Here is a 22072-nt window from a genome sequence, read left to right as displayed (position 1 = left end):
GCAATCGCGGGGCAAGCCCGCTCCTACCAAGAACTCACACCATGGTGTTGAGGCTTTCACCCCGCAAAGTCCGCTCTATGCCGCCGAGCACCATGCTTTCCATCAAGGCCAGCCCTTGTGCCTGAGGCAGCTGTGAAGCCTGCAACCACGCGGGCAGGCTATTGAGCAAATTGGCAATGACATGCGCGGTCGCCGTCAGCGCCTTGCCGCGCAACGTCGCCTTGGGTGCGATATGGCGCAGCAACGCGGTTTCATATTCTTGGCGCAACGCGCCGATACGCGCCTGCTGCTCCGGCGTCAGACAGCACTGATCGCGTTCGGCCAGGCGAAATTGCAACGGCCGCTCGGCATGCAGCGCCCAATGCGCAGCAATCACCTGCGCCAGGGTTTGCTGATGGCTACGACGCCCTTGATTGAGGGTGGCAAGCAGTTCTTCGTACAACTCTTCGATCAAGTCGTACAGCAGGTCCTGCTTGCTGGGGAAATGGTGATACAACGACCCTGCGGTCAGGCCCAGGTGGCTGGCCAGTTCGCGCATGCTCACCTGGCCAAAACCTTTCTCGGCAAACAGCGCCAAGGCCCTGTCACGCCGCTCATCGAAGTTCGCACAGCGCAAAGCGGCGTTCATGGGCTTGTTCCTCAGTAAGTGAAGAAACCACGACCGCTCTTGCGCCCCAGGTAGCCGGCGGCAACCATTTCCTTGAGCAGCGGAGCAGGGCGGTATTTGCTGTCGTTGTAGCCTTCGTAGAAGGCTTCGAGGATCGCCAGCAGGGTGTCCAGGCCAATCAAGTCAGCCAATGCCAGCGGGCCGATCGGCTGGTTGCAGCCAAGGCGCATGCCGGTGTCGATGTCTTCAGCGCTGGCCAGGCCTTCCTGGAGCACGAAGATCGCTTCGTTGATCATCGGCACCAGGATACGGTTGACCACAAAACCTGGACGGTTACCGGCACTGATCGGCGTTTTGCCGACTTTTTCGGTCAGGGCCAACGCCGTGGCGTAGGTGCTGTCGTTGGTTTGCAGGCCGCGGATGATCTCGACCAGCGCCATCATCGGCACGGGGTTGAAGAAGTGCACGCCGATAAACCGCTCAGGATGGCTGACCGCTGCGCCCAGTTGGGTGATCGACAGCGACGAGGTGTTGGTAGCAATCACACACTCACTGCTGACGCTGGCAGCGATCTGCTGCAGGATGCGCAGTTTCAGCTCGAGGTTCTCGGTAGCCGCCTCGATCACCAATTGCGCCTGTTGCAGCTGGGCGTAGTCGGTGCTGGTGCGGATACGTGCCACGGCCGCCGCGGCGGTTTCAGCCGTCAGGGTCTGTTTGCTGACCTGACGCTCGAGGTTTTTGCGCAGGGTGGCCAGGCCGCGCTCCAGCGCGGCGTCGGACACATCGATCAGGGTCACCTGGTAACCGGCCACTGCACACACCTGGGCAATACCGTTGCCCATGGTGCCTGCGCCAATTACCGCAATGTTTTCAATACTCACCTTGCAAGCTCCTTGATTCAGACGCGCTCGAAGACCACGGCGATGCCCTGACCGCCACCAATGCACATGGTGGCCAGCGCGTAACGGCCTTCAATACGCTGCAGTTCGTGAATGGCCTTGGTGGCGATGATCGCACCGGTGGCACCGACCGGATGGCCCAGGGAAATGCCGGAACCGTTCGGGTTGACCTTCTCCGGGTCGAAGCCCAGCTCTGCAGACACTGCACACGCTTGTGCGGCAAAGGCTTCGTTGGATTCGATAACGTCCAGGTCAGCGACTTCAATACCGGCTTTGGCCAGCGCTTTGCGGGTTGCCGGAACCGGGCCCAGGCCCATCAGCTCAGGCTCGACACCGGCATGGGCGTAAGACACCAGGCGTGCCAGCGGCTTGAGGCCGTGGCGTTTGACGAAATCACCGGTGGCCAGCACCAGTGCGCCGGCGCCGTCGTTCAGGCCGCTGGCGTTACCGGCGGTCACGGTACCGTCTTTCTTGAACGCCGCTTTCATGCCGCTCAGTTGCTCAATCGTCACGTTGCCACGCACGTGCTCGTCGATTTCAAAGCGCACAGTGCCTTTGCGGCTCGGAATGTCGATCGGGACGATCTGGCTGGCGAAACGGCCTTCGGCGATGGCACGGGCGGCGCGCTGCTGGCTGGTCAGGGCGACTTCGTCCTGCATCTGACGGGTGATGCCATTGCGCTCGGCTACGTTTTCGGCGGTGATACCCATGTGGAAGCCGGCGAACGGGTCGTGCAGCACACCGAGCATGTAGTCCACGCCTGCGAGGTCGCCCATACGCGCACCCCAACGGGCTTGCGGCAGCAGGTAAGGGCCACGGCTCATGGATTCGGCACCGGCGGCGACCACGGCCTCGGCTTCACCGAGCAGCAGGCTCTGGGCGGCAGAAACGATAGCTTGCAAGCCCGAACCGCAGAGGCGGTTGACGTTGAAGGCCGGGGTTTCTTTTGGCACGCCAGCGTTCATTGCCGCCACCCGCGCCAGGTAGGCATCACGGGCTTCGGTAGGAATCACGGTACCCATGACCACATGGCCAATCTGCTCAGGTGCCACGCCGGCACGCTCGATGGCGGCGCGGGTCACGGTGCTGGCCAGGTCGGCCAGTGGCAGGTCCTTGAGGGTGCCGCCAAAACTGCCGATGGCCGAACGGACGGCGCTGACTACGTAGATTTCCGGGGTGCTCATGATCGACTCCAGTAAGCGAAAGCATGGCGGGGTGGGGGCAGGCTCTGAGAGAATGCGCGCCACGCCAGTTCAGGTTGCCATCGAGTCTAGGCAAAGCCTTCAGCCAGGCCTATGCCTTAACTGTTCAGCGAAACTGGTATTTTTTGCCACACCTTTTCGAGATCCGCCATGCGGGACAACGACACAGTCGCGGTTTACTTCGTTCATAGCATGTTGCACGCGCTGCGCGACCAGCCACAGCGCGCGGCAGAGCTGTTGCGCGAGGCCGGCATCGATCCGCAGGTGCTCGACGATCCCACTGCACGGGTGCCGGCCACGGCCTTCACCCGCCTGTGGCTGATTCTGATCCAGGCCCTGGATGACGAGTTCTTCAATCTGGACAGCCATGGCATGCCGATTGGCAGTTTCGCCCTGATCTGCCGCGGCCTGATTCAGGAGCCAACGCTGGGCAAGGCGCTGCGCCAGTGCCTGAGCAATTTTGCCCTGTTCCTGCGTGACCTGCGCGGCAGCGTGTCGATCAAGGGCGCTCGGGCGGTGATCAGCGTGCAAGCCAGCATCGACGACCCACTGACCCGGGTGTATGCCGAAGAAACCTTCCTGGCCCTGGTGATCAGCCTGCTGTGCTGGCTGGCTGGCCAGCGTCTGGTGATCGACCGCACGGCATTGACCGACCTGCGTCCGGCACAGGACGACGACCCGCTGCTCTGGGGCCCCAACCTGCAGTTGGGCGCCGGGGTGAGTGAAATCGAATTTGCCGCCGATTACCTGCGCCTGCCGGTGATCCAGGACCTGGCGGGGCTGAAAACCTTCCTGCGCAGCGCGCCGCAATGGTTGGTCATTCGCTATCGCAACCAGAATGGCCAGGTAGCCCAGGTGTACCGCTACCTGCGCGAGCGCGAGCAGGGTGAGTGGCCAACGCTGGTGGCCATGGCCAAGCGCCAAGGCCTGAGCGCCAGCAGTTTTCGCCGCCAACTGGAGCGCGAAGGCCGCTCGTATCAGCAGATCAAAGACGAAGTGCGTCGCGCCACCGCGTTCGAGTGCTTGCGCGCCACGGAGATGAGCATTGCCGAGATTGCAGAACGCACCGGGTTTCAGGAACCCAGTGCGTTTCATCGCGCGTTCAAGAAATGGACCGGCGAAAGCCCGGGCAGCTACCGGCTACGAATGGCAGCGCTGCGCCAGCGCTGAAGCTCAATCCTGCAGCTGAGCGGCCAGTTGCTTTACTTTGGCCAGATCGCCTTTGGCGACCTTGGTGACCCCTTTGCCGTAGTCGGCATCGGCTTTGTACAGGAAGGACAGGATAATGTGCTTGCTTTCGTCGTCGCTGCTGAGCAGCGACTGCCCGAAGCTGTTGATCAGGTCCTGACGGTTTTTGTGGTCATAACTACGGAACAGTTCGCCTGCCTGCTTGAAGTTCTGCTGACGGTGCAGAGGCTGCTGCTGGGTGGTTCCGTGTACAGGCAACTGGCTGTAACGCGCTGATTCGGTGGTGGCGCGGGGCTGCAGGCGGCTCGGCGCATAGTTGGTACTGCCCACCGTGCGTTGCCCGTTGAGCGCACCATCTTGATTGCCATTGTTGACCTTGACCCGCGGTTGGTTGATCGGCAGGTTCAGGGCATTGGCGCCGACCCGGTACATCTGGGTATCGGCATAGGCGAACAGCCGCCCCTGTAACAGACGGTCTTCGGACGGTTCGATACCGGGCACCAGGCTGGACGGGGCCAGGGCGACCTGCTCGGTCTCCTGGAAGAAGTTGGCAACATTGCGATTGAGCACCATCTGGCCAATCTTCTGCTCGGGGACATCAGGCCAGATCTTGGTCGGGTCCAATGGGTCGTAATCCATCGCGGCCAGTTGTTCCGGCTTTAGCGTTTGAATGTACAGGTCCCACTTCGGGTAATCGCCACGATTGATAGCGCTCACCAGGTCGTTGGTCATGTGGCTGAAGTCTTGTCCCTGGATTTTGCTCACGGCACCAGGGTCGAGGTTTTCCTGCCCTTGCAGGGTTTTCCAGCGAAACTTCACATAGGTCGTTTCGCCCGCTGCGTTGATGAACTTGTAGGCGTGCACGCTGTTGCCATCCATGTGCCGATAGCTCTTGGGCGTACCTTCATTGGAGTACAGCAGCGTCAGCGTACGGGTTGCCTCGGGCATGTGTGAAAACAGGTCGAAGCGCCTGGCATCGTTGCCGAGGTTGGAGCGAGGGTCGGGCTTGAACGCGTGGACCATGTCCGGGAACTTGATCGCGTCGCGAATGAAGAAGGTCGGGAAGTTATTGCCGACCAGGTCCCAGTTACCGTCGGCGGTATAGAAACGGGTGGCGAAGCCGCGCGGATCACGCAGGGTTTCGGGCGAGTGGGTGCCGTGTACGACGGAGGAGAAACGCACAAAAACCGGGGTTTTCTGACCGGGTGTGAATACCTTGGCCAGGGTCAGATCGGAGATGTCGCCAGAGGCCATGAACTCACCGTGGGCACCGGTGCCACGGGCATGTACCACGCGCTCAGGAATTCGCTCACGGTCGAAGCGTTGCAGTTTCTGGATCAGGTGTACATCTTGTAGCAGGGTAGGGCCGTTGCTGCCGGCGGTTTGCGAGTGCTGGTCGTCGCCGACCGGGGCGCCGTTATCGCGGGTCAATGGCGTGGCGACCGCGCTGCTGGCAATCATCACCGAGGCGAGTAAACCCAGTGTGCAACGTGCGTGGGTGTTGATCTTCTTGATCATGGACTACTGCTCCAAATTTATCGGGGAAGTGCCCAAGCGATGCTAGAAACCTGCACGCGGGTGAACTATCGGGGAGATCGCCCAGGCGTGTAGGGCATTGAAGATTGAAAGGATAGGCCGTGGTGTAGAACCAGCCGCGCAACAGGCGGCTGGTACCCAGGCTGGAATCAGCGCAGTTCTTGCAACAGCGTGCGCAGGTGATCGGTCCCGGCCTGATTCAGGGCGAACACCGGTCGGCGTGGCTCGCCCACCGACAAACCACAAATGCCCAGACCCGCCTTGACCGTTGCCGGCAGGCCCGCCTTGAGGATGAAGTCCAGTAGCGGCAACTGCCGGTAGAACACGGCCTTGGCGGTTTTCAGGTCGTTGGCCACCACGGCCTTGTACAGCGACTGATTGAGCTCGGGAATCAGGTTGGCCGCGGCCGTGCACCAACCGCTGGCACCGGCGATGAACGCTTCCAGGGCCAGGGGGTTGCAACCGTTGTAGAACGGCACCTTGCCCTCGCCGAGCAGTTGCAGTTTATGCATGCGTTGAATGTCGCCGGTACTCTCCTTGACCATGGTGACATTCTCCACCTCACGCACGATGCGCAAGATCAGCTCCACCGACATGTCGGTGCCGCTGGTGGCGGGGTTGTTGTAGAGCATGATCGGGATGTCGATGCTGGCACCGATGGCCCGGTAATGCTCGAAGATTTCCGCTTCGCTGAGCTTCCAGTAGGCGGTTGGCAACACCATCACCGCGTCGGCGCCATGGGCCTGGGCAAAGCCTGCGCGGCGGATGGCGCCGGCGGTGGTGAGGTCCGAGACACTGACAATGGTAGGTACCCGCCCGGCGATGTGTGCGAGGCTGAATTCAGTGGCCTGTTCCCATTCCCGATCACTCAGGTAGGCGCCTTCACCGGTGCTGCCCAGCGGTGCGATGGCATGCACGCCACCGGCAATCAGACGATCGATGGATTGGCCCAGGGCTGGCAGGTCAAGGTGCTGACCGTCACTGCTGAACGGGGTGATGGTGTAGCCGATGATGCCGTGAAATTTAGTGCTCATGAAAAGTACTCCGCAAGGAAGGCAAATAGGGCGAACAATCAGCTCAGGCAGTCGGCATGCACCCGCAGGCACTGGCGCGCATAGTAGTTGAAGGCGGCGCTGTGGCGCTTCGGGCGTGAGATCCAGTCGTGGGCTTCACGGCCCAGTGCCGGTTCAATCGGCTTGATTTCACCCGCAGCCATGGCCAGCAGTTGCAGCTTGGCCGCACGCTCGATCAATTGGGCGATGACACAAGCCTCTTCGATGCTGGCGCCGGTCGACAGTTGGCCGTGATGCGAGAGCACGATGGCGCGCTTGTCGCCCAGGGCGGCGCTGATGATTTCACCTTCTTCGTTACCGACCGGCACGCCCGGCCAGGCCTGCAGAAAGGCGCAGTCGTCATACAGTGGGCAGAGGTCCATGTGTGACACCTGCAGCGGTACTTCCAGCATCGACAGGGCGGCGACATGGGTCGGATGGGTGTGAATGATGCAGTTCACATCCGGACGCGCCCGGTATACCCAGCTGTGAAAGCGATTGGCCGGGTTGGGCATACCCTGACCTTCGAGCACTTCAAGGTCTTCATTGACTAGCAGTAGGTTGCTGGTGGTAATTTCATCGAAACCCAGCCCCAGTTGTTGCGTGTAAAAGGTGCCCGGTTGCGGCCCGCGGGTACTTATTTGCCCGGCCAGGCCGGAGTCGTGACCGTTGTCGAACAGAATTCGGCAGGTCAGGGCCAGCTTTTCCCGTGCAGTCCACGTATTATCGGCAAGCGAGCCTTGCATCTGTGTAAGGGCCTGCTTAATCAGTTGGTCCTTGGGCAGTGCCAGAGTCTTGGCCATGGGGATATCCTCAATGGTGAAGAGAAATGTCAGGCTGGCCCGCCCCGGCTACTTGGAAGGTGGAGGGGCGGTCAAGCGGATGACACAAAAAAGGATAAATGACACAATGTGTCATTAGCAAGAAAAAGCTTGCCCGTGGCACTGGGAAAATTGCACCGCATGTCTATCCGATTGAAATTGCTGAGAAAAAAACTGGGGATCACCTTGGAAGTGTTGGCCGAAAAGTCCGGCATGACCAAAAGCTACCTCTCCAAGGTTGAGCGCGGCCTCAACACCCCCTCGATTGCCGCCGCGTTGAAGCTGGCGCGGGCTTTGGGGGTCAATGTCGAAGAGCTGTTTGCCGAGGACACACCGGGCCAGGCACGTTTCAGCCTGGTACGCAGTGGTGAGCGTCAGGCGCTGTCGGGCAGCGCCCAGGGGCCAGGGTATGCCGTATTGGCGAACCACATCGGCAGCCGCAGCCTGCTACCGTTCATCATCAGCCCGCCGCGCGACTTCAGTGATTCGACGTTCAAGGAGCACCTGGGCGAGGAGTTCCTGTTCGTCCACGAAGGCCAGGTGGAGGTGGACTTCATGAGCGAGCGGGTGATTCTCGAGCGCGGTGATGCCTTGTATTTCAACGCCCAGACCCCACACCGTCTGCGCTCGCTGGGTGAGCAGCAGGCGCAATTGCTGGTGGTGGTGCACGACGCTGAGGATTGATGGCGATGAGCAGCCAGTCGCGGTTCTGGCGTGACCCGGCACTGCCTTTCATCGAGGCGCGCAGTGTCGCGGATGGGCGTACGGTCTGTTATGCACCGCATTCGCACGAGGGTTTTTCCATCGGCGCGATCACGGCTGGGCGCAGCACCTATGTCAGTGGCGACCAGCATCAGCAGATCGACGCAGGTACGGTCGTGCTGATGAATCCAGGTGTGGTGCATCACTGCAACCCGATCGAAGATGAGCCCTGGTCGTACCTGATGCTGTATGTGGACCTGCCCTGGCTACACGCCCTTGGCTTTCAGCCGTTCGACGTACTCAGCAGTCGCTCGCCTTACCTGTACCAGGCGCTGTGCCAGCTGCACGCCTTGCTGGTGGACGATCAGTGCAGTGTGGCCAGCAAGCACGCCGCAGCCTGTATTTTCTTCAGTGAGTTGATCCAGCGCCTGCCCTGCGATGTACCGGCGGTGCGCGGGGTCAATCCGGGCTTATTGGTCGCCGCAGCCTATATCCGAGAACACTGCACCTTGCCACTGCGGCTCGAAGACATCAGCGAAGCCGCAGGGCTGTCCACTTCATACCTGATCCGGGCGTTCAAACAGCACTTCGGCCTTACGCCACACGGTTACCTGCTGGATCAGCGGGTGCAGTACGCACGCGCACGGCTGCGTCGCGGCGCGCTGATCGCCGAGGTGGCGCTGGAGTCCGGATTTGCCGACCAGGCCCATCTGCAGCGTGCCTTCAAACGCCACCTGGCCGCGACCCCGGGGCACTACCGGTCAGCCCGCTAACAGGTACAGCGCACTGCCAACCAACAGCGCCGCCAGCACTCGGTTGAACACACGCACGCGGCGCGCATTGCCCAGGTACTGGCTGATCAGGCTGCCGGCCCAGGCCCAGCTGGCGACCGACAGGTAGCAGATCACAAAATAGATCCCGACAAATTGCCAGAGCAGGGCGGTTTCACCTTCACCCACGTAGGCGCCGACGCCGGCCACACTGGCCAGCCACGCCTTGGGGTTGAGCCACTGCAGGGTGGCACCGGCCAGCATCGACGGTGCCGCCTGCGTGTTGCCGGGCGCCAGTTCGCCGCGGTCGCTGGCCAGTTTCCAGGCCATGTACAGCAAGAACGCCACGCCGCCAGCATGCAGCACCTGTGTCATGCCAGGCCAATGGCGCAGCAGCTCGTGCAAGCCCAGGCCGATCAGCAACAGCAGCAGGCTGAAACCCACGGTAGCGCCTGTGACGTGCCGCAAGCTTGCGCGCAGGCCGTAGCGGGCGCCGCTGCCCAAGGCAACGATGTTGACCGGGCCAGGGGAGATGGAGGCCGCCAGGGCAAAGGCGGCCATTGAAAGCGTCAGGCTCATGAAGGTTCATCCTTAGGGAGAGGGTGACTGAGTCTGAGGGCTGAGCAGGTAAGGGTATTGAAGGAAATTACCCTGGCAGCTTGTTTCTCGGCGGGCGAGTTCAGATACAGAATTTGAAATAGTTTCGCACTATTAGAAATCCCTGCTGCAATTGTAGGATCACGTCCCCAATTGATTTCAGGTTGATATGACTTCGTTCTCGGAGCCCCCCAGTACCTGGCCGTCCCGGCCATTCCCCCGTCCTTGTGACGTTTCCCCGTTGTTCGCCCCTGTGAGTACTCGCCCATGGAATGGCTAGCCGACCCTACGGCCTGGCTGGGCCTTGCCACGCTGATTGTTCTTGAGCTGGTACTGGGTATCGACAACCTGGTGTTCATCGCGATCCTTGCCGACAAACTACCGCCTCATCAGCGCGACCGCGCGCGGGTAATCGGTTTGTCCCTGGCGTTGATCATGCGTTTGGGCCTGCTGGCCAGTATCTCGTGGATGGTGACGCTCACCGCGCCGTTGATCGAGGTATTGGGCAAGAGTTTCTCCGGCCGCGACCTGATCATGCTCTTCGGTGGTGTGTTCCTGTTGTTCAAGGCCACCATGGAGTTGCACGAACGCCTTGAAGGCCATGTCGCCCAGAGCAACGGCAGCACCCGCCATGCGGCGTTCTGGCCGATCGTGGCGCAGATCGTGGTGCTCGATGCGGTGTTTTCGCTGGATGCGGTGATTACTGCCGTGGGTATGGTCGAGCACTTGTCGGTGATGATGATCGCGGTGATTTTCTCCATCGGTATCATGATCGTCGCCAGCAAACCGCTGACTCGCTTCGTCAACAGCCACCCGACCGTGATCATGCTGTGTCTGGGCTTCTTGATGATGATCGGTTTCAGCCTTACCGCCGAAGGCCTGGGCTTCCATATTCCGAAAGGCTACTTGTATGCGGCCATCGGCTTCTCGATTCTGGTCGAGCTGTTCAACCAGGTCGCCCGTGCTCGTCGCAAGCGCAGCCTGCAGCAGCATCGGCCGTTGCGTGAGCGTACCGCCCATGCGGTGATGCGTCTGCTCGGTGGGCGGCGTATCGAGGCCGACGAGGTCGGTGAGGAAATTGCCGATCTGGTCGAAGGTGGTGAAGAGCAGGTGCTGTTCGACCGGCGTGAGCGGGTGATGATCAGTGGCGTACTGAACCTTGCCGAACGCCCGATCAAAACGCTGATGACGGTGCGCGCCAAGGTTGACGCGATCGACCTGGCGCAGTCGCCTGAAGCCATTCGCACAACGTTGATGCACTCGTCGTATTCGCGTTTGCCACTGATCCGTCATGGTCGCATCGAAGAACCGCTGGGCTTCGTACACAAGAAGGAACTGCTCAAGGAACTGTTGGCCGGCAACGAACCCGACCTCGAAAGCCTGGTGCGCGCACCGCTGAATTTGCTGGAGAGTTTCAGCATCCTCAACGCCTTGGAACAGATGCGCAACGAGTCGACGCACATTGCCTTTGTGGTCAACGAATTCGGTGATTTCACCGGTGTCCTGACCATGACCGACATCCTTGAGTCGATTGCCGGTGAGTTGCCCGATGCCAGTGAGGTGGAGGGGCCTGGAATTATCGAGGACGCTGACGGCTTCGTCGTCAGTGGTGCCTTGAACCTGAGCCAGATTCAGGCGCGCACAGGCTTTGCCGCCAAACCCACCGAGGATTACCAGACCCTCGCGGGCCTGGTGATGAGCCTGCTTGACCGGCTGCCTGTGGTCGGTGACAGCCTGGTCTGGAACAACTGGAGAATGACGGTGGTCGCGGTGGAGGAGCGTCGCGTGCGCGAAGTGCGCCTTACACCGAGCGCCGTTGATGGCGCAGCAGGTGCTTGATGCCCTCAAGGATCAGCACCAGCACCGCCAGCCAGATCGGCAGGTAGGTCAGCCACTGGTCGGGGCCGATGGTCTCGCCCAGTAGCAGGGCCACGGCCACCAGCAACACCGGCTCCACATAGCTGAGCAAGCCGAACAGACTGAAGGCCAACTGGCGGCTTGCCAGCACATAGCAGATCAGCGCCAGTGCGCTGATCACCCCCAAGATTGGAATCAACGCGTACAGGGCCGGGTGTTCGACCAGGTCCTGGGCGCTCAATGGGCCCTGGATGACAAAGTACAGCGCAGCGGGCAGCAGCAGGCACATGTCGGCCCACAGGCCGCCCAGGTGATCGGTGCGACATTTACGCCGCAGCACGAAGTACAGCGGGTAGCCGATGGTGACCACCAGGGTCTCCCAGGCAAAGCTGCCGTGCTGATACAGCTCGTGCCCGACGCCGGTCGCCGCACAGGCCACGGCAATGGTCTGCAGGCGTGACAGGCGCTCGCCGTAAACCACACGGCCGGTCAGCACCATGGCCAGCGGCAACAGGAAATAGCCCAGCGACACTTCCAGGCTACGGCCGTGCAACGGCGCCCAGAGAAACAGCCAGAGTTGCACACCCAGCAACGATGAGGTGCCGATCTGTCCCAGCAACAACACCGGTGTTTGCCGAATGCGCTTGAGCAAGCCGGTCACCAGTGGCCAGTCTTTGCTCAGCAGCATGAACAGGGTCAGGCAGGGCAGGGTCAGCAGGGTGCGCCAACCGAACACTTCTTCACCGTCCAGCGGGGTCAGCAGCGAGGTGTAGAAATACATGACGGCAAACAGGCAGGACGCTGTGACCGATGAAATGATGCCTTTGGACACGAGGGCCTCTATAGCAGGAAAAAGAACGGCGCTCAGCCACTGTTGATCAGCGCCGGTTGATCAGGTGCCGACGTCAGACCTTGTACCTGCAGCGCCTCGACAAACGCCTCAGCCGACATCGGCCGGGCGAACAGGTAGCCTTGCTGGAAATCGACGTTGTGCCGAGCCAGATAGTCACGTTGGGCTTCAGTCTCGACCCCTTCGGCAACGATGCCCAGGCCCAGCTTGCTCGATAGCTCGATGATGCTGTCGAGAATGTGCAAGGACAGGGCGTCACCGCCAATCATAGCGACAAAGCTCTGGTCGATCTTCAGGTAGTCCACCTGAAACTGGCGCAGGTACGCCAAACTGGATTGCCCGGTACCGAAATCGTCCAGGGCAATCAGCACGCCCAGTTCATGCAGCCCGGCGAACAACGAGTGGGTCAGCGCGCTGGGAGAGATGAGTTTGCGTTCGGTCAGCTCCAGGGTCAGTTTTACCCGATTGGCTGGAAAGGCCGCCAGAAATGCCCGGCAGTCGTCCAGCAACGCCAGGTCCTGGCAATGGTCGGCAGTAATGTTGATGGCGATATGAAAGCCGTTGTCCATATGTTCGACGCAGGGTGCCAGTACGTGGGCAGTACGCTCCATGAGCTGACGCGTCATGGGCACGATCTGGCCGCTATGTTCGGCATAGGGAATGAACAGGTCCGGGCTGACCAGACCTTCGCGTGGATGCTGCCAGCGCATCAGCACCTCGACACCGGCCCATTGATAGTCGCCCTTGCGCACCACCGGCTGGAAGTAGGGCACGAACTCGTCGGCCTCAAGGGCGCGCTGCAGTTCGACGCGCGGCGAACTGGCCCGGCGCAGTTGCCAGTAGCAGGTAACGGCAGCCATGGCGCCGAGCAGAATCAGCAAGCCGAACAAGGCCGGGTACTCGCTGCGCATCAGCTTGCCGACCTTGCCCTGGTCGTATCCACCGTGGATCGAAAAGGGGTAGCGCAAGGAGCTGAGCTCGTTGAGGGCCACTTGCGGTTCAGGTTTGGGGCCTTTGTGAACCTCACCACGCTGGTTCATCCAGTTCGGGCCGACTTGCAGAATCAGCCGGGTATCGTCGTCGAGCAGGTGCAGCGCGCCAACCAGATGTTCACCGTCGGCAGTGCTGATAGCACCGCGATCGCTGGCAGACGTGCGGTACACCAGCAACGGATGGCCCGGGGTTACCGAATTACCGTCCATCAGCCAGAGCTGGCCGTGGTAGTAGTCGCTGCTGTTGACGGGCTCGCTGTAGTCACCGAACAGTGAGCTGCAATACAGCTCGCCGCGGTATTCAAGGTTGGTAGAGCGTACATAGGCATGGCGAACCACCTGCTCGCGCAGCGCAAGTGATTGCTCGGAACAGGGTTGCCCGGCGATTGGCAGCAGTGCTTTGGCGGCGTCGGAGATGTTGTCGAGGATGTGCTCGATCTGCGCGACCACTTGCCGTGTACTGGCCTCGCTGCGGCTTTGCAGCTCGCGCTCGGCTTGCCAGTGCATGATCAACAAGCCAAACGCCATAGGCAAGGCGCCTACCAGCCAGGGCAAGACTGTACGCCACAGACGCGTGGGCCTGCGTTTTACCGAGAAGGGCATAGCGACTAACCTGAAAGAACCACACTGTGCAGAGGATAGCCGTACGTCGGGATCGTGCTTGAACTTAAAGTGCGACAAAATCTATTACGCACTGTAGAATCACCTTACGCATACAATAATAAGGTTCTTCGCCATTGAAGAATCAACCCGCCGAGAATGGGTCCATATGAAGTGTCATGGGTTCAAGCTGATTTATGGTGACTACCTCGCACGCAGTGTGAGGGGCATCTCCTGCGCGCCGCCATCTTCGCTCGACATCGATAGCAAGTAATTTCTGTTTTTAGCGCTTTGATGATGAGGTAATGAACATGGCCGACATTTTTGAAAACCCGATGGGCCTGATGGGCTTCGAATTCATCGAATTCGCATCGCCAACCCCAGGCGCCCTGGAACCGATTTTCCAGATCATGGGTTTCACCAAGGTGGCAACCCACCGCTCCAAAGATGTGCACCTGTATCGCCAGGGTGGCATCAACCTGATTTTGAACAACGAACCGAAAAGCATCGCCTCCTACTTTGCTGCCGAACACGGCCCTTCGGTCTGCGGTATGGCCTTCCGTGTGCGCAATGCCCATGAGGCGTACGCCCGCGCCCTGGAACTGGGTGCTCAGCCAGTGGAAATCGAGACCGGCCCGATGGAACTGCGCTTGCCGGCGATCAAGGGTATCGGTGGCGCGCCGCTGTACCTGATCGACCGTTTCGAAGAAGGCAGCTCGATCTATGACATCGACTTCAACTTCATTGAAGGCGTAGACCGCCACCCGGTCGGTGCCGGCCTGAAGATCATCGATCACCTGACGCACAACGTTTACCGTGGGCGCATGGCCTATTGGGCGGCGTTCTACGAGAAGCTGTTCAACTTCCGCGAAATCCGTTACTTCGACATCAAGGGTGAGTACACCGGCCTGACCTCCAAGGCCATGACTGCACCCGATGGCATGATCCGTATCCCGTTGAACGAAGAGTCGTCCAAGGGCGCCGGGCAGATCGAAGAGTTCCTGATGCAGTTCAACGGTGAAGGCATCCAGCACGTGGCCTTCCTCAGCGATGACCTGCTGCAGAGCTGGGATGCCTTGAAGAAGCTGGGCATGCGCTTTATGACCGCGCCGCCAGAAACCTACTACGAGATGCTTGAAGGTCGCTTGCCTGGCCACGGTGAGCCGGTGGGCGAACTGCAGGCGCGCGGTATTCTGCTGGATGGTTCTTCGCAGCCGGGCGACAAGCGTCTGCTGCTGCAGATCTTCTCGGAAACCCTGATGGGGCCGGTGTTCTTCGAATTCATCCAGCGCAAGGGTGACGATGGCTTCGGCGAGGGTAACTTCAAGGCCCTGTTCGAATCGATTGAACGTGACCAGGTGCGCCGTGGTGTGCTGAACGTCGAGTAATTCTGTTCAGCAGTCGGCAAAAGGCCATTGAGGGTTTCCTCAGTGGCCTTTTTTTTGGTGCTTCACGGATTGTCGGGGGACGGGTTGGCTTTGGCTTTGGCTTCGAGGGCTGCGGGCTTATCCATTTGCTGTGGTGGCACCACTGGCCCCTGCATCCGGCCCTGCCGGTGGGAGCGGGCTTGCCCCGCGATTTGCTGTATCGCGCCAGATCGCGGGGCAAGCCCGCTCCTACCGGGTCAAGCCCTAAAGGCACCTCTGCGGTGGATCAGGCGACACAGTTTGCGACTTCAGGAGGCTGAGTGGAGGTTTTGCGTAGTGAGGTGACGGGCAGTCCTCGCGGGAGCAATGCCGGAAGGAAGGAACCCGAAGCGCAGCGTAGGGCCAGATGCAGGAGCCAGCGGCTTTGCCTACTTTGCCCAAGAGCAAAGTAGGCCGCCGTAAGGGCGGAAGGGGCCAATGGTGCCACCACAGCAATTGGATAAGCCCGCAGCCCTCAGGCCAATCCTACCAGGCATCTCAGCGAAGTGTTTCTGGTCGCGGATGAGCGCGAGGTTTGTTTCTCCTGAACAACCCCCAATAGGCGGCGGCAGAGGTCATGATTCCAACCAACAGCAGAGAGGGCATGACGGCCTTCATCGACTGCTTGATGACATCCCAGGATTCACCGGCGGGATAGCCCGCAGTGACCGTATAGCCATATCGCTGCGAGGTAAGTTGCGTCGTGTTTTCGGCGTGATCGGGTATTTGATAACGCTCGCCGTTGCCGGTGGCCCAAACGTGATGCCCGCCAAAGTCCAGGCTCAACACTACAGCGTTCTGAAAACCCAGCAGTTCGGCCTGCAGGGCACGCAAGTTTGCCGAGGTGACTGTGGCATAGCCACTTGCTTGCATCCGGTACAACAAGATCGCAGAACCAGGGGTCGCACGGTCGCCGGTAAAGATGCGCAGGCGTCCATTGACGTAGCTACTGGGGTCGATCGAGATATCGGTGCTGCCATACAGGGTGCTGCAGTAGATTCGACCTTCTTTCTCCAGCGCCAGCGAGCGTACGTTTGGCTGCCTGACCGCCTCTTCGCGCAGGTGCGGCAAAATTGAGTCGCACGCCTGGCCGGTCAGCCGCATGGCCTGTGTGCCAGTGGTTTGCAGGGTCTCGATCACCCTGTCGATGATGTACACGGCTTCGCGTGCGGTCACGTCAATGGTTTCTTCTTGCTTACGGTCGACTTGCAACGTCAGTACAAACAGGCCGCAGGCGATCGGCGCCATTCCGATCAGAAGCGTAACCAGAAACTCGATCAGGCTACGCCCGGCGTGGGAGTGTGGGACCATGTAGGGATGCCTCTATGCTGAACGGAGGATCAGCATAGAGAACTGGATCTTAGGCGCCTGTAGGCGCTATTTTCAGCCGTTGTAGTACCCTTCAGCGTGATGGCAAGGTCAAGCGCGCTTGCCCGTAGACAGGGCCTTGATGACCAGTTCGGCAACCGCGGCTCCGGAGGCGGGGTTCTGGCCAGTGACCAAACGGCCTTCTTTCTGATCGGCGACAGCAAAGGCTTCCCAAGGATTCTCTGCTTTAAGGTACAGCCCACCCCGGGCTCCAAGCTCGTTCTCGGTCAGGTACGGCACGACCTTGTCCAGTTCGGCCAGCTGTTCTTCGACGTTGGAGAAACCGGTGACTTCTCGGTCCTTGACCAGCAGGGTGTTGTCGCTGAGCTTGATATTGAGCAGCCCGACGGCGCCGTGGCACACCGAGGCGACAACGCCACCGGCTTCGAAAATACGGCGAGCCAGGTCTTGCAGGCCGGCATTGTCAGGGAAATCCCAGATCACGCCGTGTCCGCCAGCATAATAGATCGCGACGTAGTCTTGAGCCTTGACCTGTCCCGGGCTGAAAGTGGTGCCTAGGCGATTCATGAAGGCCTTGTCGTTGTACCATTGCCAGTCGATGTCTTGGGCCATGCTCAGGCTGTGGGGGTCGATGGGTACATAGCCCCCCGTTGGACTGACGTAGTCGACGGTGTAGCCCGCTTCCTGAACTTTATTGACGAAATGCACCGCCTCACCCAGCCAAAGCCCGGTGGCGCGCTTGAGTGTCGGGTATTTGGCCGTATTGGTCAGCACCACCAGCATCTTCTTGCTCATCATCAGGCTCCCTTGATGGGGCGAACCCGGCCTGTCCGGATCGCCAAGGTAAACCCCTACAGCATAGTTGTGCCTGGCCGGGTTGCCATTGCCGTCGAGCGCTGTGCTAGCCTTGTCGTAACCTTGAAGCTGACATCGGAGTCAAACGCCCTATGAGCAGTAGCACAACGCATACGGATGAGTTCATGCAGGCCGCCATCGACGAGGCGCGTAAGGGCCTGAGTGAAGGGGGCATTCCAATTGGTTCGGTGCTGGTGCACCGTGGGCAGATTATCGGGCGCGGGCACAACCGGCGGGTGCAGCAAGGCAGCGCTATTTTGCATGGCGAGATGGACGCGCTGGAAAATGCCGGCCGCCAGCCTGCGAGGACTTACGCCGAGTCGACGCTGTACACCACCTTGTCCCCTTGTGCGATGTGCAGTGGGGCGATTCTGCTGTACGGGATCAAGCGGGTGATCGTCGGTGAAAACCAGACCTTTATGGGCGAAGAAGCGTTGCTCAAGTCGCGCGGTGTGGCACTTGAGGTTCAGCACAATGCCGCCTGTGTCAGCATGATGAACGATTTCATTGCCGCACGGCCGGAACTGTGGAACGAAGACATCGGTCAGGAGTGACTGGACGCAGCACCGCTGCGCTGACTGGCCAGGCGCTCCAGCAGCAGATAGACCACACCGGCGACCAGCAACGGCATGAGAAAATACACCGTTCGATAGCCGATCAGCGCCGCTAACAGCGTACCTTGGCTGTAATGGCCGTGGAGCAAGGTGAGAAACACGGTTTCCAGCACACCCACGCCCGCCGGTATGTGGGTGATGACCCCGGCGATGCTGCTGATCATCAACACGGCCAGTATCGTCGGGTAACCGACCTTGTCCGGAAGCAGGGTATAGACCACCAACGCCATCAGTGCCCAGTTACTGGCCCCCATCAGTAGCTGCAGTGTTGCCATGGGCAAACTGGGTAGGGTGATTTCATGCTGGCGCAGTTGCCAGGCCCGGCGCCGGGCGAAGCGGCAGGCCAGCAGATAACCCAGCACCATCAACACCAGCAGCAAGCCGATCAGGTGCAACCCGCTGCTACCCATCTCAAGGCCTGGCGGTAGGTGCGGCAATCCACAAAGGAACAAGGTGCCTGCCAGGCAAAGGTAGCCGGTCCAGTTGGTCAGCAGGCCCAGGCTGAGAATCTTTGTGATGGTTGCCACCGGCAGGCCAAGGCGGCTGTAAAGGCGATAGCGCAGGGCAATGGCACCGACCCAGGCGCTCAGGTTGAGGTTGAAGGCGTAGCATACGAAGGCAAGTGGGAGTACCTGAGTCGCAGGCAAGTGATGTCCGCTGTAGCGTCGGCCGATCAGGTCGAAGCTGCTGAATAGTGCAAAGCTGCAGGCGCTGATCAGGGCGGCCAGCGCCAGCGTTTGCCAGCGATAGGCGGTCAATGCATGGCGAAGCTCTTGCCAGTCCAGGTCCTTCAGCAAGCTGTACAACAGCACCGGTACCAGAACGAAGAACCCCAGGGTGAGCAACTGTCTGGCTCGATGCCAGTGTCCGTCGTGCGCGTTCATGTGGCCTTGCCGGTTGGTTGCTGTTCGCGGAGCAACGGTTGCAGGCGCGGTATGTGTGCCGGTAGCCAGCCAACCATGGCCGGGAAGTGACGAATGAAGTGAAAGGTCAGAAAAATCAGCGGTGCGCGCCACCAGTGGCCACGCAGCGCGCGTTGCAGGCTTACCGGCTTGCAGCGCTGTACGCAAAGCGCCTGAAGGTGCTCATGCAGGCATGCGTTGAACGACACATCGTGAATCACCAGATTGGCTTCAAGGTTCAGCGCCAGGCTCAAGGGGTCGAGGTTGCTTGAGCCCACGGTTGACCAGTGATGGTCAACCAAGGCGACCTTGCCGTGCAGCGGCCGTTCGCAGTATTCGAAGATGCGCACGCCGTCGCGCAGCAGGTAGTTGTAGAGCAAGCGTGAACACAGACGTACCCACGGCATGTCCGGCCTGCCTTGCAGCACCAGGGTCACTTTGACGCCACGGCGCGCGGCATTGCGCAGGGTGCGCAGCAGGCGATAGCCCGGAAAGAAATAGGCATTGGCAATGGTGATGCGTTCACGGGCCGCGTCCAGCGCCTTGAGGTAATGGCGTTCGATGTCGTTGGGGTGGTCCTGGTTGTCGCGAATGCACAGGATCATGCTGGCCTGATCGCTGTCGGCTGCCAGTGGCAATGCCCGCTGCCACCAGCGGCGGCTGCGTTGTTGCAGCCGGGTACATTGCTCAAGGAGTGCCAGGGTAGCGTTGCGCAGGTCAGTGACGATCGGCCCGCGCACGTGCACGGCGTAGTCCTGTTTGGCCATCGGGCCGAAGTCATTCAGATGGTCGGCGCTGAAGTTGATGCCACCGACAAAACCGATTTCGCCATCCACTACCAGAATCTTGCGGTGCAAGCGGCGAAACAGATTGGTGCGCATGCCCAGGCGTTTGGGGCTCGGGTCGAAGGCTTGCAGATGCACGCCAGCGTCACTGAGTGCCTTGATGTAGTTGGCGCTGAGGTCAGCGGTGCCATAGCCATCCACCAGCATTTCCACGCGCACGCCACGCTGTGCGGCACTGATCAACAGTTGCTGCAGCTGGCGACCGACCTTGTCTTCGTAAATGATGAAGGTTTCCAGAAGAATCTCTTCGCGCGCCTGTTCGATAGCGGCGAAAACGCTGGGGAAATACGCCTCGCCGTTGATCAGCAACTGCACCTGATTGTCGGCCCGCCATTGCGCGTTCACAGCCGCACCTCCACGGTCAACGGCAAGTGGTCGGACAAATGCGTCCAGGGCCTGCGTGACATGACTTTGGGGGCGTGGGCCTGAGCGTTGCGCAGGTAAATGCGGTCCAGGCACAGCAGCGGCCAGCGCGCCGGAAAGCTTCGCGCCGGGCGGCCATAGGCCCGGCTGAATACCTCGTGCAGCCCGCACTGCTCTAATTGCGCATCTGCGCGCTGGCGCCAGTCATTGAAGTCGCCAGCGACAACAACCGGTGCGGTATCAGGCAGGCTGTCGAGCACTGCACATAGCAGCTGAATCTGCTGCTGACGCTGGCGCTCGTCCAAGCCCAGATGAACGCAGATGGCATGCAGCTCCTGCGCATGCGGCAGTGCCAACACTGAATGCAGCAGGCCGCGCTGTTCGCGGCCTTTGACACTGATATCGAGGTTGTCGTAACGCACGATCGGGTACTTGGACAGCAGCGCGTTGCCGTGCTCACCATCGGGGTACACCGCATTGCGGCCGTAGGCGAACACTGGCCAGAGGCTGTCGGCAAGAAACTCATACTGAGGCACATCCGACCAGTTGCGGTGACGTGCACCGTGACGGCGGTGGTTGCCGAGCACTTCCTGAAGGAACACCAGATCAGCGTCTTCACTGCGCACTGCTTCGCGCAGTTCGGGCAGCACATAGTGGCGGTTTAGCGGGCTGAAGCCCTTGTGAGCGTTGACCGTCAGAATACGTAGATGGGATACCGTAGCGGCTTTGGCCAGGGCGTCTGCCGGTTGTGCCTGGTGCGTGGCCGTGTCGCGCTGTCGGGCGTGTGACGAGTCGCTCACCTGGAGTCTCCTGTGGTAGGGCAGGCAGTGTTCGCCAGAGGCGGTTACTGTTGCTGCACTATCACTGGACCACGGCATCGAGGCGCAGGTTCATGCCTTGTGCCCAACGGTCAGCAGAGCGCTACAGCCCTTGCTGCACCAGAGGATCGTCGGGGTTGAGCTGCTCAAGCTGAGCCAGCAGCACTTGCACGTTCTGCATCTGCCCGGTTTCTTTCCAGTACTCGATCAGCAATACCCGCGCCTTGCGGTTGGCCGGATCGCGTGAGAGCAGCGCTTCCAGCTGTTTTTGCGCCGGTTCCACTTGCTCCAGCTGATGCAGGCTGGTTGCCAGGGTGTAGCGGTATTCGTTGTTGTCCGGCTCAAGCTCCAGAGCCCGGGCGAACGCCAGCAGTGCGTATTCGTCCTGATCGTGGCGCAACAGCCAGCGCCCCAGTTCATGCTGCAGGAACGCAGAGTCCGGGCGTTGCTGCAGGGCGGTGGCCAGAACCTGACGCGAGGCGTCGGTCTGGCCCTGGCGTTCCAGTATCTGCACCTGCACGGCCAGGGCTTCAAGGTTGTCCGGGTCCAGCTTCAAGACCGTTTCAACGGCTTCAGCGGCTTCCTTTAGGCTGTTCTCGTGCAGGTACAGCTGGGCCAGGTGCAGTTGCGCCGCGAGGTCGTCGGTTTGTTGTGCCAGCGCTTGTTGATACTGCTCCAGCGTGTGCTGGAACGGGCCGAAGTACAGACCGATATCGTCGGGGCGCAGTCCCAGCAAGGCATCGACCACGGCAAAGCGCACACGCTGTTCTTCATCCTCGAGCAGCGGGCCGAGTACCAGGCTGCGCTGGGCGTCGGGCAACATCGCCGCAATAGCGCTGATTGCTGCCCGGCGCACCAGCGGATCGGCGTGCTGCAGGTCAGCGCTGGCCAGTTTCAAGGCTAGTGGCGAGGGGTAGTTAGGCAGTTCTTCGTACAGGCTGGCACGGCGAATGGCGGAAAGATCAGTGCGTGCCAGTTGCTGATACAGCACCCTGGCGGCACCCGGCTGACCGTTATGGGCCATGGCCAGTGCCTTGGAGTAAGAGTGTTTGAGTGCCGGTGTCGGTGCCGGGCTGTCATCGCGCCAAAAGTACCCGCCAAGGCCCAGAATGATTAGCAGGGTCAGGCTGATAAGGGTGAATTGGCGTTGTTTCGACATGGGTGGATCCGGGGCATACGGCAGGCAAGAGTATCAGCTTGGGACAGGCGAGGGTCTTGCGTCAAATGCTGACCGTATATAAAGCCCGGTATCTGCCGTAATGCAGTG

21 protein-coding genes are annotated in these 22072 nt (G+C 60.5%); 6 read left to right on the top strand and 15 right to left on the bottom strand.

Annotated elements, in window-relative coordinates:
• Positions 1-34: 34 nt before the first annotated feature.
• Genes ACVWSC_RS15970 through ACVWSC_RS15960 form a run of 3 tightly spaced genes read right to left on the bottom strand, consistent with a single transcriptional unit; the run spans position 35 to position 2690 of the window.
• The gene (locus ACVWSC_RS15970; RefSeq protein WP_442107688.1) at positions 35-628 is read right to left on the bottom strand and encodes a TetR/AcrR family transcriptional regulator; all 594 of its coding nucleotides are present in this window, start codon (positions 626-628) and stop codon (positions 35-37) included.
• Positions 629-639: 11 nt separating this feature from the next.
• Entirely contained in the window at positions 640-1488 is an 849-nt protein-coding gene (locus ACVWSC_RS15965) for a 3-hydroxybutyryl-CoA dehydrogenase (protein ID WP_442107686.1), read from the bottom strand.
• 17 nt (positions 1489-1505) lie between these two features.
• Positions 1506-2690 (bottom strand): acetyl-CoA C-acyltransferase family protein, encoded by a 1185-nt coding sequence (locus ACVWSC_RS15960; RefSeq protein WP_442107684.1) that lies wholly within the window; start codon positions 2688-2690, stop codon positions 1506-1508.
• Between the two features lie 168 nt (positions 2691-2858).
• Here ACVWSC_RS15960 and ACVWSC_RS15955 point away from each other — a divergent pair, with 168 nt between their 5' ends.
• Positions 2859-3878, top strand: coding sequence for an AraC family transcriptional regulator (locus ACVWSC_RS15955; RefSeq protein ID WP_442107682.1), 1020 nt, complete (start codon positions 2859-2861; stop codon positions 3876-3878).
• Between the two features lie 3 nt (positions 3879-3881).
• Here ACVWSC_RS15955 and ACVWSC_RS15950 read toward each other — a convergent pair whose 3' ends face one another.
• The 3 genes from ACVWSC_RS15950 to ACVWSC_RS15940 form a co-directional block, all read right to left on the bottom strand.
• Positions 3882-5357, bottom strand: a complete 1476-nt coding sequence (locus ACVWSC_RS15950) for a catalase (RefSeq protein WP_442114313.1) — start codon at positions 5355-5357, stop codon at positions 3882-3884.
• Between the two features lie 224 nt (positions 5358-5581).
• Positions 5582-6466, bottom strand: a complete 885-nt coding sequence (locus tag ACVWSC_RS15945) for a dihydrodipicolinate synthase family protein (protein ID WP_442107680.1) — start codon at positions 6464-6466, stop codon at positions 5582-5584.
• Between the two features lie 38 nt (positions 6467-6504).
• Complete coding sequence (locus tag ACVWSC_RS15940) at positions 6505-7287, bottom strand: aldolase (protein WP_442107678.1); 783 nt, start codon at positions 7285-7287, stop codon at positions 6505-6507.
• Positions 7288-7446: 159 nt separating this feature from the next.
• Here ACVWSC_RS15940 and ACVWSC_RS15935 point away from each other — a divergent pair, with 159 nt between their 5' ends.
• Positions 7447-7989 (top strand): helix-turn-helix domain-containing protein, encoded by a 543-nt coding sequence (locus ACVWSC_RS15935; protein ID WP_442107676.1) that lies wholly within the window; start codon positions 7447-7449, stop codon positions 7987-7989.
• A gap of 5 nt (positions 7990-7994) precedes the next feature.
• A complete protein-coding gene (locus ACVWSC_RS15930; RefSeq protein ID WP_442107674.1) occupies positions 7995-8780 on the top strand; it encodes an AraC family transcriptional regulator in 786 nt (261 codons plus the stop codon).
• On the opposite strand, the gene ACVWSC_RS15925 is transcribed toward ACVWSC_RS15930, so the two are convergent.
• A complete protein-coding gene (locus ACVWSC_RS15925) occupies positions 8769-9356 on the bottom strand; it encodes a LysE family translocator (RefSeq protein WP_442107672.1) in 588 nt (195 codons plus the stop codon). The two genes, ACVWSC_RS15930 and ACVWSC_RS15925, sit on opposite strands and share 12 nt — an antisense overlap.
• 285 nt (positions 9357-9641) lie before the next feature.
• Between ACVWSC_RS15925 and ACVWSC_RS15920 the strand changes: the two genes are divergently transcribed.
• A complete protein-coding gene (locus ACVWSC_RS15920; protein ID WP_442107670.1) occupies positions 9642-11213 on the top strand; it encodes a TerC family protein in 1572 nt (523 codons plus the stop codon).
• Here ACVWSC_RS15920 and rarD read toward each other — a convergent pair.
• Together rarD and ACVWSC_RS15910 are read right to left on the bottom strand one after the other, a co-directional pair.
• Positions 11176-12063 (bottom strand): EamA family transporter RarD, encoded by an 888-nt coding sequence (gene rarD, locus ACVWSC_RS15915; RefSeq protein ID WP_442107668.1) that lies wholly within the window; start codon positions 12061-12063, stop codon positions 11176-11178. The genes ACVWSC_RS15920 and rarD overlap by 38 nt on opposite strands.
• Positions 12064-12095: 32 nt before the next feature.
• A complete protein-coding gene (locus ACVWSC_RS15910; protein WP_442107666.1) occupies positions 12096-13676 on the bottom strand; it encodes an EAL domain-containing protein in 1581 nt (526 codons plus the stop codon).
• Positions 13677-13984: 308 nt separating this feature from the next.
• On the opposite strand from ACVWSC_RS15910, the gene hppD reads away from it, so the two are divergent.
• The gene (gene hppD / locus ACVWSC_RS15905) at positions 13985-15061 is read left to right on the top strand and encodes a 4-hydroxyphenylpyruvate dioxygenase (RefSeq protein WP_442107664.1); all 1077 of its coding nucleotides are present in this window, start codon (positions 13985-13987) and stop codon (positions 15059-15061) included.
• 516 nt (positions 15062-15577) lie between these two features.
• Here hppD and ACVWSC_RS15900 read toward each other — a convergent pair.
• Together ACVWSC_RS15900 and ACVWSC_RS15895 are read right to left on the bottom strand one after the other, a co-directional pair.
• Positions 15578-16327, bottom strand: coding sequence for a CSS-motif domain-containing protein (locus ACVWSC_RS15900; RefSeq protein WP_442107662.1), 750 nt, complete (start codon positions 16325-16327; stop codon positions 15578-15580).
• 171 nt (positions 16328-16498) lie between these two features.
• On the bottom strand, positions 16499-17203 hold the full coding sequence (locus ACVWSC_RS15895; protein WP_442107660.1) for a type 1 glutamine amidotransferase domain-containing protein: 705 nt from the start codon (positions 17201-17203) through the stop codon (positions 16499-16501).
• Between the two features lie 152 nt (positions 17204-17355).
• On the opposite strand from ACVWSC_RS15895, the gene ACVWSC_RS15890 reads away from it, so the two are divergent.
• Positions 17356-17817 carry a nucleoside deaminase gene (locus ACVWSC_RS15890; protein WP_442107658.1) on the top strand — a complete coding sequence of 154 codons (462 nt, stop codon included), beginning with the start codon at positions 17356-17358 and terminating at the stop codon, positions 17815-17817.
• Here the strand turns inward: ACVWSC_RS15890 and ACVWSC_RS15885 are convergent.
• The 4 genes from ACVWSC_RS15885 to ACVWSC_RS15870 all read right to left on the bottom strand — a co-directional run bounded on the left by ACVWSC_RS15885 (position 17808) and on the right by ACVWSC_RS15870 (position 21964).
• On the bottom strand, positions 17808-18761 hold the full coding sequence (locus ACVWSC_RS15885) for a lysylphosphatidylglycerol synthase transmembrane domain-containing protein (protein ID WP_442107656.1): 954 nt from the start codon (positions 18759-18761) through the stop codon (positions 17808-17810). The two genes, ACVWSC_RS15890 and ACVWSC_RS15885, sit on opposite strands and share 10 nt — an antisense overlap.
• A complete protein-coding gene (gene clsB / locus ACVWSC_RS15880; RefSeq protein WP_442107654.1) occupies positions 18758-19969 on the bottom strand; it encodes a cardiolipin synthase ClsB in 1212 nt (403 codons plus the stop codon). Before clsB ends, ACVWSC_RS15885 begins: the two co-directional genes overlap by 4 nt.
• Entirely contained in the window at positions 19966-20787 is an 822-nt protein-coding gene (locus ACVWSC_RS15875; protein ID WP_442107652.1) for an endonuclease/exonuclease/phosphatase family protein, read from the bottom strand. The genes clsB and ACVWSC_RS15875 overlap by 4 nt, the downstream gene beginning before the upstream one ends.
• A 121-nt stretch (positions 20788-20908) precedes the next feature.
• Complete coding sequence (locus ACVWSC_RS15870) at positions 20909-21964, bottom strand: tetratricopeptide repeat protein (RefSeq protein WP_442107650.1); 1056 nt, start codon at positions 21962-21964, stop codon at positions 20909-20911.
• Positions 21965-22072 lie beyond the last annotated feature (108 nt).

The sequence above is a fragment of the Pseudomonas sp. NUPR-002 genome (genome assembly GCF_056322725.1).
Note: the sequence above shows the minus strand (reverse complement) of the source record. Positions and strands in the feature narration are given on the sequence as shown.